The sequence below is a fragment of the Cyanobium sp. Morenito 9A2 genome (genome assembly GCF_024345575.1).
Classification (GTDB): domain Bacteria; phylum Cyanobacteriota; class Cyanobacteriia; order PCC-6307; family Cyanobiaceae; genus ATX-6F1.
This window is the reverse complement of sequence record NZ_JAGQBJ010000010.1, coordinates 26,270-38,675: the sequence shown is the minus strand read 5'-3', so window position 1 is coordinate 38,675 and position 12,406 is coordinate 26,270. Positions and strand designations below refer to the sequence as shown.

Below are 12,406 nucleotides of genomic sequence, written 5' to 3'. Positions count from 1 at the left end.
GGCTCCGCCTGGAGCCCCGGTTGTGTTTCCCGTCGTTGCCAGTCAAGGCCCCAGCGCTCCATCGACGAGCGAGGCGTTCACGACGTCAGCCACCGCGCCCAGATGCTCCTCGCGGGTGTGGGGATTGCCCAGCACGGCCTTGAGGTGATGGCGGCCGCCATACAGGGGACGTGAAAGCATCAAATGGCGCTCCAGCAACCGTTGGCGCGTGTGCCGTGCCCAGCGCTCGGCCTGGTCGGGATCGGCGCCCGTGGGTGCAAAGGCGAGCAGGTGCATCGGACCACTGACCAGATCCAACGCCAGGGGATTCAGCAAACCCTGCAGACAACGCCGACGCTCGATGGCGCCATCGATCACCGCCTCGATGCCCCCGAGCCCCAGCTGACGCAGGCCCAGCCAAAGCTTGAGAATCTCCCCGGAACGGGTGCCCTGCAGGCCGCATTCTCCCCCATGGGCCTCGCCCCAGCTGGGCTCCATGTAGGGCAGACCCGTGCCGAAGGCCGCGGGCAGCGTCTCTGGCTCGCGCAGCAACAGGGCAGAGGACGTCTTGGTGATCCCCAGCAGCTTCTGGGGGTTGATCGTGATCGAATCGGCCAGCCCCAGCCCCTCGACACGATGGCGGTGGCGCGGACTCAGGCCGCAGACTGCCCCGATGGCACCATCGACATGGAGCCAGACCCCCGCCGGCCGGCAGAGCGCCGCCAGGTCGCTCAGGGGATCCACCGCCCCCCGCACAGTCGTTCCGGCCGTGGCCACCAGGGCCAGCACCGGCCGCCCTGCCGTCTCCAGGTCCCGCAGCCGATCGGCGGCCAGGGTCGGATCGAGGCGGCCGCAGGCATCCACCGGCACGGTCACAAGCGCCTCCGGTGGCAACCCCATCACGGCGATCGCCTTGTTGAGGGACACGTGGGCATCGGCGCTGGCCAGCACCACGGCCCGGGGGTTTTGGGCCAGACCCCGGCGATGGCGTGCCGTCACCAGGGCGGTGAGGTTGCTGAGGCTGCCGCCGCTGGCGAGCACACCGCCGGAGGTCTCACCGAGGCCCAGCTGACGAGCCAGCCAAGCGCAGAGGCTGCGTTCCAGGCGACTGAGGCTGGGGGAAAGCTCCTCGGCGAGCAGGTTGTTGTTCATGCCAGCGCAGATCAGCTCCGCCACGACCGAGGCTGCCAGGGGTGGTGGGTCGAGGTGGGCGATGGCGCCGGGATGGTTGGCGTTGAAGGCGCCCTCCATGACCAGCTGCAGATCCCCCAGCAAACGCTCGCTGCTGAGTCCCCAGGCCTCAGGTTCCACTGCTGGCATCACGCTCAGGGCCGGCAGCGGCGGGCGCTGCTCCGCCGTGGCCAGCCAGCGGGTCAACAGGGTGGAAGCCTCGGCCAGAAACTCCTCCAGGGCCGGATCCCGCTGGGCCGGGGCGGCAAAGGGCAGCGGCTCGCCGCCTGGTTCCAACTGGGGCGTGACGGCCAAGGACACGGAGGGAGGGCAGGTCATTGTCCCCTGCCGGGTGCCAACCTGAGGCCCCAGCCCTGCTGATGCGGATGGCCCCGGTGACGTTTGAGCGGTCTCTTTGCCCGCTGGGTGAGCCGTTGCAACGACTCTGGATGACAAGGTTGATTCGCCTGGCCGCCCGCATCGGCGAGCGTGGCGAGATTCCTGTGGCGGCGGTGATCCTTGACAGCCGGGGCCAGGCCCTGGCCTTCGGCAGCAACCGGCGCGAACGCCAGGCTGATCCCCTTGGTCACGCTGAACTGGTGGCGCTGCTGCGGGCCGCCCGGCTGCGGGGGGACTGGCGATTCAACGACTGCACTCTGCTGGTCACCCTGGAGCCCTGCCCCATGTGCGCCGGTGCCCTGGTGCAGGCGCGGATGGGGCGGGTGGTGTTTGGAGCCCCTGACCCCAAACGTGGGGCCTTGGGCAGCTGCCTGGATCTCTCGACCGATCCGAGCGCCCACCATCAGATGGAGGTGGTGGGGTCGGTGGAGGCGATGGCGAATCGCCAGCTGCTGGAGAGCTGGTTCAGGCGGCGACGGCAGCAACGGCAGGCTGAGCGGCCTTGAAGGAGGGCAGTTCCCGCTCAAGCAGATCCAGCAGCAGATCCACGTTTTCTGGGGTGCTGTTGTAGCCCATCAGGCCGATACGCCAGACCTTGCCGGCCAGGGCACCAAGGCCTCCACCAACTTCGATGCCGTGGGTGTTGAGCAGGTGCAGGCAGAAGGCCCTGCCATCGACACCCTCTGGGATGCGCACGGTGGTGAGGGTGGGCAGACGCAGGGATTCCGGCACGTGCAATTCCAGGCCCAGCCGCTCAAGACCCACCCAAAGGCGCTCGGCGTTGCGACGGTGGCGGGCCCAGGCGTTCTCGATGCCCTCATCGGCCAGGAGACGCAGGGCCTCGCGCATGCCGAAGTTCATGTTCACCGGGGCGGTGTGGTGATAAACCCTGTTGCTGCCCCAGTATTGGTTCAGCAATGACACATCCAGATACCAGTTGGGCACCTTGCCGCCGCGTGCGCTGAGCTTGGCCTCGGCTCTGGGACCCATGGTGAATGGACCGAGGCCCGGGGGGCAGCTGAGGCCCTTCTGGCTGCAGCTGTAGGCCAGATCAACGCCCCAGGCATCGAGGTGGACGGGCACGGCCCCCAGGGAAGTCACCGTGTCGAGGATGAGCAGGGTGCCGTGGCGACGGCAGAGCTCGCCGATGCCCTCCATGGGCTGCAGCACACCGGTGGATGTTTCGGCATGGACCAGCGCCAGGATCGCCGGCTGGTGGAGTGCGAGCGCGGCCTGGAGTTCCTCCAGGCTGAAAGCTTCACCCCAGGGGCGTTCGATGGTGTGAACTTCGGCCCGGTAGCGCTCGGCCATGTCCACCAAGCGCAGTCCGAAGTAGCCCATGACGGCCACCAGAACCTTGTCACCCGGTTCGATCATGTTGGCCATGGTGGCCTCCATGGCGGCACTGCCGGTGCCGCTCATCGGAAGGGTGAGGCGGTTCTCGGTTTGCCAGGCGTAGCGCAGCAGGTCCTGCACCTCACCCATCAGCTCGATGTAGAGCGGATCGAGATGACCGATGGGGTTGCGGGCCAGGGCCGCTAGCACGGTGGGATGAGCGTTGGAGGGGCCTGGTCCCAGCAACAGTCGATCGGGCGTGGCGATGGGATCGAGCTGAAGCCTGTGTCGATCGCTCACGGGGGGAGAAGGTGGGAAGAGGGCCAAGTCCTGAACGGGGAAGAAGCGTGGATGGAGCCTAATCAGCGAAGGGAACGCCCCCCGGCTCAGCGGGCGCGCACATTCGTGTCCGCCAGGCCCCTGGCCAGATGATCAAAGGGAACCCGCACCAGGGCGGTCTGCGTGAGGCCGGCATCGGCCAGCATCTCGATCACCACATCACCCAGCAGGGAAATGCCGCGCACCGACGGACCAGTGGGGACCCCGAGGCTTTTGTAGGTGTCACCCAGGCCGTTGAGCACGCGCTCATCGAGGATCTCGGGATCGTCAGCAACCAGGGCATAGCTGGCGTAGCGCAGGAAGTAGTCGAGGTCCCGGAGGCAGGCCGCCCAGCGACGGGTGGTGTAAGCATTACCACCGGGAAGCAGCAGCTCTGGGTCTTGGGCGAACAGCCGTTGGCTGGCCTCGCGCACGATTTCACCGGCCTCACGGTTGATAAGCGCAGCGGCAGCCAAGCGAGCCTCCGACTCTCCGTAATAGGTGGCAGCCCTCTCAAGGGCATCGCGATCGAGATAGCGACCCAGCTGGTCATAACGGCCGATCAGGCCCGTGATGGCATCACGCATGGGGATTGGATCGACGCACCTGCGCGGAAACTAGCACCCGCCAATGCGCAAAAACCCAGTCTCCCCAGAGGATCTGACGAAGCTGACAGAAACGGTTACTCAAGCGAAGACGGCGACCCCGACCGCGCCGGCACCACCAAGAAAGTAGTGAGACCTACAAAAAAGGGGTCTGCCGCTTCCCCGCCGGGGGGGGGCTGACCTTCCGCGCCTGCGCGACCCCTCCCTGGCCAAGACCGTCCAGGAGGTGGTCCGTCTGATCAAGGTCGGGGGGATTGAACTGATTGACCTCCAGTTCTCCGATCTGCGCGGGAAATGGCAGCACCGGACGGTGCATGGCGATCTGATCCATGCCGGCTCCTTCAGCGAAGGGCAGCCCATAAATGGCTCCTCGATTCGCGGTTGGAAGACCATCAATGAATCGGCCATGGCGATAGTGCCCGAACCGGTTACTGCCTGGATCGATCCTTTCTTTCGCCACAGGACCCTCAGTCTGATCGCCTGGATCCAGGAGCCCCGCCACGGCCAGCCCTACGGCCGCTGCCGGCGTTCCCTGGCCCCGAGGGCCTTCGAAAACCTGCGCAGCAGGACCTGGCCGATACCGAGCTGTTCGCACCCGATCCCGAGTTCTTCCTCTTCGAAGATGTTGGCTACAACTTCAGTGAAGGCGGGGCCTGCTACAGCGTTGATTCGATCGAAGCCCTCTGGAACAGCGTCAGGCTCGAGGAGGGCGGCAATCTGGGCAGCAAGATGAACTCCAATCACGGTTCCTTTCCCGTCGCCCCCAACGACACGTTCCAGGACATCCGCAGCGAGATGCTGCTCACCCTGGGCCAACTGGGTGGACCGATTGAAAAGCACCACCATGGGGTGGCGGCCTCAGGCCGACAGGAGTTGGGCATGGGGTTCGCCTAGCTGATCCCTGCCGCGGACAACGTGATGATTGACAAGTTCGTGGTGCGCCATGGGGCGCACCGACACGCCAAGACCGCCACATTCAGGCCCAGACCCATGGCCGCTGACAATGGCAGCGGCGTGCACGTGCACCACGCCTTGGGAATGCTGGTCAGCCCCTGTTCCACGGCGAGGGCCGCTACGCCAATCTCTGCCAGACCGCCCGTTGGTCCATCGGTGGTCTGCTCAAGCATGCCCCCAGCTTCATGGCCTTCACGACCCCCAACAGCTACGGGCGTCTGGAGCGGGGGGTCGAGGCACCGGCGAATCTGGTCTGTTCCCAGGGCCATCGCGCGGCGGCCGTGGGCCTCCCGCCCACGGGCCCCTGCCCCAGGGGCAAACGCCTGGAATTCCGCACCGGCGATGCATCGGCCAACCCTTACCTGGCCTTCAGCGCCCTCCTCCTGGCGGGTCTCGATGGCATCAGGGACCAGATCGATCCAGGCGATGGCACCGATGGGGATCCGTTCGAGCTTGCTCCCGGGGCGTTGGCCAAGTTCACCAGGGTGCACCTGCCAGAGCGGCGCGTTGGACGCACGGGAGGCCGACCAGGACTATCTCCTGGCGGGAGGTGTGTTCAGCTAAGCCTTCATCAGCCACTGGATCGGCCTGACACGCGAAGAGGAGCAGCAACTGCGCCAGCGCCCCTATCCCTTCGAATTCAGCCTCTTCAACGACGCCTGAGCGCACGCCAGCGAGTCGTGTCCATCCGTGTCGGAGCTGATCCTTCAGGGCGCTGTTCCGAAGGTCCAGGCCATGGTCTGGTGGCGGGTCCGGGCCAGCGGCACCCCCAGCACCGATCCAGCCGGTCGATCGGAGTTGGTGTCCATGGTGAACTGCGCGCACCTGTCAGGGGTGGGGCCGGTGCTCCTGAATGGTTCCCACAGATGCCACGCTTCACCCTGTCTTGCTCCCTGCACCGACCCATCCCGGAGCGATCCCGGTCACGCTGCTGGCACCGCATCGGTTGGAATGGGTGATCACCTCGGAGCCCCCATGCCGGATCTGGTCACCAAGCTGGCGTATCAGACCCTGCAACAGGGCAAAAGCCTGATGGGGCTGGCCCATAAGGAGCTCAGCACCCGCCTGATGGGGCTGCTTGACCCGGCCAACGCCCCCCGGACGGTTCCGGTGCCCCTGGAGGTGCTGGAATCCCTGCGAGCTTCGATGGAGCAGCTCCTGGCCCTCGACTGGGACGAGGCGGAGCAGGGGCTGTATCCAGCCTCCCTGCTCTTCGATGCCCCCTGGCTCGATTGGGCCGCCCGCTATCCGCTGGTGTGGCTGGACATGCCCGCGATCTGGAACCGCCGAAGCCAGCGCAAGGTGCGTGATCTGCCATCCGATGTGCGTGCCGAGGACTACCCGGGCTACTACCTGCAGAACTTCCACCACCAGACCGACGGCTACCTCAGCGACCATTCCGCCGCTCTCTATGACCTGCAGGTGGAGATCCTGTTCAACGGCAGTGCTGATCCGATGCGTCGTCGGATGCTCCAGCCCCTGGTGCGCGGTCTGCGCGCCTTCGCCGATCGCTCCAGCCGCCAGCTGCGCGTGCTCGATGTGGCCACGGGTACCGGCCGCACCCTGCGCCAGATCCGCGGCGCCCTGCCGGAGGCCCAGCTGGTGGGCCTCGACCTCTCGGCCTCCTACCTGCGCCAGGCCAACCGTTGGCTCAGCCAGCAGCCCCACGAACTTCCCCAGCTCGTGCAGGCCAACGCCGAGCAGATGCCCTTCGCTGGCGGCTCCATGCAGGCCGTCACCTGCGTGTTCCTGCTCCATGAGCTGCCCCGCGAAGCCCGGGCGACGGTGCTTCAGGAATGCTTCCGGGTGCTGGAGCCCGGCGGGGTGCTGGTGCTGGCCGACTCCGTGCAGATCGCCGATTCACCCCAGTTCATGCCCGTGATGGAGAACTTCCGGCGCGTGTTCCACGAGCCCTACTACCGCGACTACATCGCCGACGACATCGAAGGCCACATGCGCGCAGCCGGCTTCGAGTGTGTGGCAGGTGAGACCCATTTCATGACCAGGGTCTGGAGCGGCCGCAAGGTTGCCCTCTGAATCGCGAACCGACTCAAGCGGGTGATCAACGGTGCAACCAAACGGCCAGGAGAAGGCCACCACCACCCCAGCGCAGGGCTGTCCAGAGCACGTTCTCACTCCAATCGGTTCCCCGGAGGGCCTGGGGGAGGGGATCCAGCAGCCGCTGGGCGGTGGAGAGCCGTTGGCGCAGGCGCCGGCTGGTGACACTGGTGTCGTCAGCGGAGAGCCGATCAACGCGGCTCACCTGACCCAGCAAAACGCTCAGCACATGCAACCAACGACCGGTCGGGTGGGGGGTGCGCGGGGCCATGGCATCAGGATGGCCCTTGGCTGCCCCCAACGTCCAGTGCCCGAACCGATCGCCCAAGCGCCGCGCGCTGTCTCCAACCCTTCCGGCTGGCCCGAAGGCAGTGCCGAGGCGGCGCTGGCACTGCACAGGCTGCTCACGATTCAGGAACGCGATTGGCATGCCCTCAAGAGCCAGGCCGATCGCCGGGGCGCTGAGCAACTGGCCGCCGCCCTGGTGCAGCTGCTGAGTGCCCAGGCTGCCAGCGGGATCGATCGAGAGCCCTCCCGCCGTCAGGCAATCGAACTGGCGGAGCACGCCCTGGGCTGGCTCAGACGGGAGCGGAAAGATCCCGGCTGTCCGAGCCACGGACGATGAGCCGCGCGGCGATCGAAGGGGAGCGACGAACGGCCAGCTGCAGACGGTTGCCCCGGCCGCTCCAGCGCACGTCGTCGAAGCAGTGCTGAATCAGAAAAAAGCCCCGACCACAGGCCACATCGCTGCGTTCGGGGAGCTGGCTCAAGCGGGCGTGGGCGGGCACCCCGTCGCCCTCATCCTGGATCTGCCAGACGAACCAGCGCGGACTGACGATGCGGCGAATGCGCAGGCATTTGCGTGGATCACAACCATTGCCGTGGCGCACCGCGTTCACCAGAGCCTCCTGCAAACCCAGTTGCAGCCGTTCCAGCTGGTCGGGCTTGCTGATGGGCTCCAGCAACAGCTCCACCAGGGGGGCCAACCGCAGGGTCGACGGAGTGATGAAGTCGGCCCAGCGCAACGCCATTCCGCTCGATCAATCAGTTTTGACCCTAACCCTCGACGCGCGCCTTCAGGGCCGGATGGGCCAGCAGGGCATCCATCAGGCGCACACCGCGCAGCTGGTTGATCAGGGGCATGTGCCCTTCGGGGGCGTCGATGCTCCAGGTGAAGGCCGAGGGGTAGCGGGTCCATACCCCCTCTTGCTTCCAGCCAAGGCGGGGCCAGAGGCGCTCCCAGCGTCCCCCCTGGGCGAGCAGAAGCCTGGATTGCACCGAAAAACCAAAACGCCCTCGGGAATAGACACTCCAGAGCCGATCGAGGCTCACAAGGTCAGTGCCGCTGATTCCCTCCACCTCGCTGTAGTAGACGTAGCCGCGCCGCACCGCTTCCGCACCGGCCAACCGGCGCAGCGTTTCGCTCGTCATCCGGTCGGCCGCCTCGAAGTGTTGCTGCATCAGCTGGCGTTGCAATGGCCCATGGTCCAGGCCCTGGCCACTGGGGGCCCGCAGCCAACCGACCGGGTGCCGCGCCAGGAATGCCTGGCTGAGGGCGTCGTCATCGTCGAGCAGCAGCTGGATCAGGGCGCCGGGCCCCCAGTCGTCGCCCTCGGGGTCGCAGTCCCTCAGACGCTCCTCCACCAGCGGCCGCCACTCCTGGCGGCGATCGATCAGCGAAGGAAGCAAGCCACGCCGCTGGCGCACCGAGGCGCCGAGGAACTGATCCAGCAGCTGATCGGCGCTCAGGGCTGAGGAAACGGGGGGGCCGGAGAGCATGGTGACGGGCCGGCATCTCGGTGCGCCAGCATGGCCCACTATGTCAGGCCAACCCAGGCCAGGCCTGGGTCCGAAGCACCCGTTGCCGATGTTGAACCGCCTGCCGGTGACGCCCTTTCTTGAGCAGGACGGCCCCCTGCTTGATGTGCGCAGCCCGGCGGAATTCGCTCAGGGCCACGTGATCGGGGCTGTCAATGTGCCGCTGTTCAACGATGCCGAACGGGCGGCCGTGGGCACCACCTACAAGCAGGTGGGCCGCCAGCGAGCCGTGCATCTGGGGCTGCAGCTGGTGGGCCCGAGGCTGACGGAGCTCGCCGACGCACTGCTGGCCCAGGCGGCGCCCAGCGAACCAGGAACGCCCCTGCGACTGCTCTGTTGGCGCGGCGGGATGCGTTCGGCCAGCGTTGCCTGGCTGGCGGGCACCCTTGATCTGCCCGTTCTTCTGCTGGAGGGGGGCTACAAGGCCTACCGCCGCTGGGTGCTGGAGCGCTTCGAGCAGAGCTGGCCTCTTCGGCTGCTCGGCGGTCGTACCGGCAGCGGCAAGACCGAGCTGTTGCTCGCCCTGGCCGCCCTCGGGGTGGCGGTGGTGGACCTGGAGGGGCTGGCCCAGCACCGGGGGAGCAGCTTTGGTGGCCTGGGCCAGGCCCCCCAACCCAGCAGCGAGCAGTTTGAAAACCTGTTGGCGAACGAACTCCAGCGCCACAGCGGCGCCCGAGAGATCTGGCTGGAGGCCGAATCATCCCAGGTGGGACGCTGCCGCATCCCCGCTGCCCTCTGGCAGCACATGGGGATGGCACCGGTGGTGGCGATCGAGCGACCCATGGAGAACCGCCTGCAGCGCCTGGTGCTCGACTACGGCTGCCAGAGCCCGCAGGGGTTGGAGCAGGCGACCGTGCGGATCTCCAAGCGCCTGGGCCCCCAGCGCACGGCCGCTGCCCTCGAAGCCCTGGCCGCCCAGGATTGGGCCGGTGCCTGCCGCCAGATGCTCGACTATTACGACCGTTGTTACGACCATGACTTGGCCCGTCAGCGGCCCTCGGACGCTGGGTCGGTACGACGGGTGGAGCTGGGTCACCTGTCGGCCGCTGAATCCGCCGCTCACCTGGTTCAGGAAGGGTGGGTGCGAACCGCTGCCTAGGATCGAATTTTGCTGGCGCGGGCCATGGCAGCGATTCAGTTCTTTCGTGGTGTCGATGAGCCCGTTGTGCCCGACATCCGCCTGACCCGCTCAAAGGATGGCCGCACCGGCCAGGCCCTGTTCGTGTTTGAGGAGCCCGAAGCCCTGGCACCGGAAACCTTCGGTGACATCACCGGCATGTTCCTGCTTGATGGGGAAGGCGAACTGGTGACCCGTGATGTGAAGGCTCGTTTCGTCAACGGCAAGGCCACTGCCCTGGAGGCCACCTACACCTGGAAGACCACGGCGGATTTTGAGCGCTTCATGCGCTTTGCCCAGAGCTACGCCGACAGCCATGGCCTCGGCTATGCCGCGAATGCGCCGGCGGATGAGCCCGAGCCAACGGAGGGCTGATTCGGGTTGAAGTACGCCGACTGGCTGGGTCTGGCGGCGACCATCGCCGCCGTGGCGCTCCTTTGGAGCCTGCGGGATGTGCTTGTGCTGATCTTCGCGGCCCTCGTGCTGGCGATGGCGCTCTGCACCCTGGTGGGTTCGATCCAGAGGCGGCTTGAGATCAGTCGCCCTCTGGCCTTGGCGCTCGCCCTCCTGCTGCTCCTGTTGCTGGCGGTGGTGCTGGCCACGGTGGTCCTGCCACCGTTCATGGCCCAGTTCACGCAACTCTTAGGCCAATTGCCCGAAGCGGGTCAGGCCATCCTGGCCATCCTGCGCAGCTGGCTGAGCCAGGGAAGCCAGATGATCTACGGCCGCAGCGACGGCGGCTGGAGCTGGTTGCAACAAAGCCTGCCGATCAATGGTGATGGGGGCGCCGCCCTGGCCTCAGGGCTGGGTACCGGCGCCCTGAGGCTGCTTGGGCTGGCGGCGGGGAACGTCGGCGGTGGCCTGGTGAAGCTGTTGTTCGTGGTGGCGGTGAGCTTGATGATCACCGTGCAGCCCCTGGCCTACCGCGAGGTCGCCATCCTGCTGCTGCCCTCGTTCTACCGGCGCAGGGGCCGCCAGGTCCTGGAGCTCTGCGGCAAGGCCCTGAGCAACTGGATGGTGGGGGTGCTGATCAGCTCCTGCCTGGTGGCGCTGCTCTCCGGCTTCGGCCTGATGCTGCTGGGGGTGAAGTTGGTGGTGGCCAATGCCCTGCTGGCTGGGCTGCTCAACATCATTCCCAACGTGGGGCCCACCATGAGCACCGTCTTCCCGATGGCTGTGGCTGTCCTGGAATCGCCTTGGAAAGCCCTGGCTGTGCTGGTGCTTTACATGGTGGTCCAACACCTGGAGAGCTACGTGATCACCCCCTCGGTGATGCAGGCCCAGTTGCAGTTGCTTCCTGGGCTGACCCTCTGTGCCCAGTTCCTGTTCACCGTGCTGTTCGGCCCCCTTGGGCTGCTGCTGGCGCTGCCGATGGCGGTTTGTCTGCAGGTGATCATGCGCGAAGCGGTGATCCGTGATCTGCTGGATCCCTGGAAACGGCAACGTCTGGGCCCATGAGTTCGCGCAAGGTGCTGGGGCTGCTGGCTGTCGTCGTGGTCGGCCTGCTGCTTTGGGAGCTGCGCTGGGTGCTGTTGGTGTTCTTTGGCGCCGTGGTGCTGGCGGTGTCCTTGGATGTGCCCGTCAGCCTGTTGCGGCGCCTTTTTCCGCTCAACCGCCCCAGCGCCCTGGTGATTGTGCTCACGGTGATCGTGGTGGTGGGTTACCAGATCACAACCCTGCTCCTGCCGGAGCTCCTGCAACAGATCAACGAATTCGCGAGTCTGTTGCCGGAGCTGCTGAACAAGCTCAGCGCCATGGTGGGCAAGAACGCTGGCTTGAAGAGCCTGGAAAACCAACTCAACTCGTTGGCGACTTTCGATCGACTTCAACCCTTGGGCGCCCAGCTGCTGGGGGTCGCCGGTGGGGCCGCCAACAGCACGATCCAGCTGCTGCTGATGACGCTGCTGGCTCTGCTGTTGGCCCTCGATCCCCGCAGTCACCAGCGCATGCTGATCGCCGCGACCCCGAACTTCTACCGCAAGCGCATGCAGCATCTTCTCCACGATGCCCGCCAGGCGCTGGGGGGATGGTTGGCGGGCATGACGGTCTCGGCCATCACCGTGTTCCTGCTCACCTGGGCGGGGCTGGCGGGGCTCGGATTGCCGCTGGCACTCCTGAGCGGCCTGGTCTGCGGGCTGCTCACCTTCGTGCCGACGATCGGCCCCACGTTCGCCACGCTGCTGCCCCTGGCGGTGGCCCTGCTGACACCGGAAAAATTGATTCCTGTGCTGGTGCTGCGGTTGTTGTTGCAGAACGGTGAAGCTTTTCTGCTGACGCCCCTCCTGCTCAGGCGCACCGTGAACCTGCTCCCCACAGTGGCTCTGATGGCTCAGCTGTGCCTTGGGGCCTTGCTTGGTCTCCCTGGGGTGCTGCTCGCCTTGCCCCTGGTGGTGGTGCTCCAGGTGGTGGCCCAGCAGGTCCTGGTGGAGGAAATCATGGACCCGTGGAACGGCTCGCAGCCCCTGGCGTAGTGCCTCGGCTGTAACGCCGCAGCAACGACGGCATCGCGATCAGCACCAGAACAGCCAGGGGATGGCTGAAGAGGGCAAATGACAGTGTGGACCAGGTGAAGTGCTGGAGGAGAAGCACGGTTTCACTGCGCAGGTCCAACAGAGCGAACAGCAGCAGCAAAAGGGGAACCAGGGGAAAGCGT

At 66.4% G+C, this 12,406-nt stretch carries 14 protein-coding genes and 1 pseudogene; 8 read left to right on the top strand and 7 right to left on the bottom strand.

The features are described 5' to 3' along the window. Positions 1-42 precede the first annotated feature (42 nt). Positions 43-1,464: a pyridoxal phosphate-dependent decarboxylase family protein gene (locus KBY88_RS12040; protein WP_254940182.1), complete on the bottom strand. Its 1,422-nt coding sequence runs from the start codon at positions 1,462-1,464 to the stop codon at positions 43-45. A gap of 71 nt (positions 1,465-1,535) precedes the next feature. Here KBY88_RS12040 and KBY88_RS12035 point away from each other — a divergent pair, with 71 nt between their 5' ends. After that, positions 1,536-2,054, top strand: a complete 519-nt coding sequence (locus KBY88_RS12035; RefSeq protein ID WP_254940181.1) for a nucleoside deaminase — start codon at positions 1,536-1,538, stop codon at positions 2,052-2,054. On the opposite strand, the gene KBY88_RS12030 is transcribed toward KBY88_RS12035, so the two are convergent. The 3 genes from KBY88_RS12030 to KBY88_RS12020 all read right to left on the bottom strand — a co-directional run bounded on the left by KBY88_RS12030 (position 2,014) and on the right by KBY88_RS12020 (position 4,137). Next, positions 2,014-3,210, bottom strand: coding sequence for a pyridoxal-phosphate-dependent aminotransferase family protein (locus KBY88_RS12030; protein WP_254940180.1), 1,197 nt, complete (start codon positions 3,208-3,210; stop codon positions 2,014-2,016). The genes KBY88_RS12035 and KBY88_RS12030 overlap by 41 nt on opposite strands. 59 nt (positions 3,211-3,269) lie before the next feature. Next, positions 3,270-3,788 (bottom strand): allophycocyanin subunit beta, encoded by a 519-nt coding sequence (locus tag KBY88_RS12025; RefSeq protein ID WP_254940179.1) that lies wholly within the window; start codon positions 3,786-3,788, stop codon positions 3,270-3,272. 154 nt (positions 3,789-3,942) lie between these two features. Next, the gene (locus tag KBY88_RS12020) at positions 3,943-4,137 is read right to left on the bottom strand and encodes a hypothetical protein (RefSeq protein WP_254940254.1); all 195 of its coding nucleotides are present in this window, start codon (positions 4,135-4,137) and stop codon (positions 3,943-3,945) included. On the opposite strand from KBY88_RS12020, the pseudogene KBY88_RS12015 reads away from it, so the two are divergent. Both KBY88_RS12015 and KBY88_RS12010 read left to right on the top strand, forming a co-directional pair. Then, positions 4,045-5,423: pseudogene (locus KBY88_RS12015) on the top strand (glutamine synthetase beta-grasp domain-containing protein). The gene KBY88_RS12020 and the pseudogene KBY88_RS12015 sit on opposite strands and share 93 nt — an antisense overlap. A 312-nt stretch (positions 5,424-5,735) precedes the next feature. Further along, complete coding sequence (locus tag KBY88_RS12010; RefSeq protein WP_254940178.1) at positions 5,736-6,797, top strand: class I SAM-dependent methyltransferase; 1,062 nt, start codon at positions 5,736-5,738, stop codon at positions 6,795-6,797. A gap of 25 nt (positions 6,798-6,822) precedes the next feature. Here KBY88_RS12010 and KBY88_RS12005 read toward each other — a convergent pair whose 3' ends face one another. Beyond that, positions 6,823-7,089, bottom strand: coding sequence for a hypothetical protein (locus KBY88_RS12005; RefSeq protein WP_254940177.1), 267 nt, complete (start codon positions 7,087-7,089; stop codon positions 6,823-6,825). Positions 7,090-7,125: 36 nt separating this feature from the next. On the opposite strand from KBY88_RS12005, the gene KBY88_RS12000 reads away from it, so the two are divergent. Continuing rightward, positions 7,126-7,443 (top strand): DUF6439 family protein, encoded by a 318-nt coding sequence (locus tag KBY88_RS12000; RefSeq protein ID WP_254940176.1) that lies wholly within the window; start codon positions 7,126-7,128, stop codon positions 7,441-7,443. Here KBY88_RS12000 and KBY88_RS11995 read toward each other — a convergent pair. Together KBY88_RS11995 and KBY88_RS11990 are read right to left on the bottom strand one after the other, a co-directional pair. Then, positions 7,397-7,849: an ATP-binding protein gene (locus KBY88_RS11995; protein ID WP_254940175.1), complete on the bottom strand. Its 453-nt coding sequence runs from the start codon at positions 7,847-7,849 to the stop codon at positions 7,397-7,399. The two genes, KBY88_RS12000 and KBY88_RS11995, sit on opposite strands and share 47 nt — an antisense overlap. 25 nt (positions 7,850-7,874) lie before the next feature. Continuing rightward, positions 7,875-8,597: a GUN4 domain-containing protein gene (locus KBY88_RS11990; RefSeq protein WP_254940174.1), complete on the bottom strand. Its 723-nt coding sequence runs from the start codon at positions 8,595-8,597 to the stop codon at positions 7,875-7,877. Between the two features lie 88 nt (positions 8,598-8,685). On the opposite strand from KBY88_RS11990, the gene mnmH reads away from it, so the two are divergent. The 4 genes from mnmH to KBY88_RS11970 are packed head-to-tail and all read left to right on the top strand — an operon-like array spanning position 8,686 to position 12,224. Further along, positions 8,686-9,735: a tRNA 2-selenouridine(34) synthase MnmH gene (gene mnmH, locus KBY88_RS11985; protein WP_254940173.1), complete on the top strand. Its 1,050-nt coding sequence runs from the start codon at positions 8,686-8,688 to the stop codon at positions 9,733-9,735. Between the two features lie 24 nt (positions 9,736-9,759). After that, positions 9,760-10,128: a photosystem II reaction center protein Psb28 gene (gene psb28 / locus KBY88_RS11980; RefSeq protein WP_254940172.1), complete on the top strand. Its 369-nt coding sequence runs from the start codon at positions 9,760-9,762 to the stop codon at positions 10,126-10,128. 6 nt (positions 10,129-10,134) lie between these two features. Continuing rightward, positions 10,135-11,211: an AI-2E family transporter gene (locus KBY88_RS11975; protein WP_254940171.1), complete on the top strand. Its 1,077-nt coding sequence runs from the start codon at positions 10,135-10,137 to the stop codon at positions 11,209-11,211. Then, on the top strand, positions 11,208-12,224 hold the full coding sequence (locus KBY88_RS11970) for an AI-2E family transporter (RefSeq protein WP_254940170.1): 1,017 nt from the start codon (positions 11,208-11,210) through the stop codon (positions 12,222-12,224). Before KBY88_RS11975 ends, KBY88_RS11970 begins: the two co-directional genes overlap by 4 nt. Positions 12,225-12,406 lie beyond the last annotated feature (182 nt).

Coding starts and splice junctions, on each gene's coding strand:
- KBY88_RS11970 (WP_254940170.1), top strand. CDS start 11,208: ATGAGTTCGCGCAAGGTGCTGGGGCTGCTGGCTGTCGTCGTGGTCGGC.
- KBY88_RS12020 (WP_254940254.1), bottom strand. CDS start 4,137: ATGGATCAGATCGCCATGCACCGTCCGGTGCTGCCATTTCCCGCGCAG.
- KBY88_RS12005 (WP_254940177.1), bottom strand. CDS start 7,089: ATGGCCCCGCGCACCCCCCACCCGACCGGTCGTTGGTTGCATGTGCTG.
- mnmH (WP_254940173.1), top strand. CDS start 8,686: ATGTTGAACCGCCTGCCGGTGACGCCCTTTCTTGAGCAGGACGGCCCC.
- KBY88_RS12010 (WP_254940178.1), top strand. CDS start 5,736: ATGCCGGATCTGGTCACCAAGCTGGCGTATCAGACCCTGCAACAGGGC.
- KBY88_RS12025 (WP_254940179.1), bottom strand. CDS start 3,788: ATGCGTGATGCCATCACGGGCCTGATCGGCCGTTATGACCAGCTGGGT.
- KBY88_RS11995 (WP_254940175.1), bottom strand. CDS start 7,849: ATGGCGTTGCGCTGGGCCGACTTCATCACTCCGTCGACCCTGCGGTTG.
- KBY88_RS11990 (WP_254940174.1), bottom strand. CDS start 8,597: ATGCTCTCCGGCCCCCCCGTTTCCTCAGCCCTGAGCGCCGATCAGCTG.
- KBY88_RS12035 (WP_254940181.1), top strand. CDS start 1,536: ATGGCCCCGGTGACGTTTGAGCGGTCTCTTTGCCCGCTGGGTGAGCCG.
- psb28 (WP_254940172.1), top strand. CDS start 9,760: ATGGCAGCGATTCAGTTCTTTCGTGGTGTCGATGAGCCCGTTGTGCCC.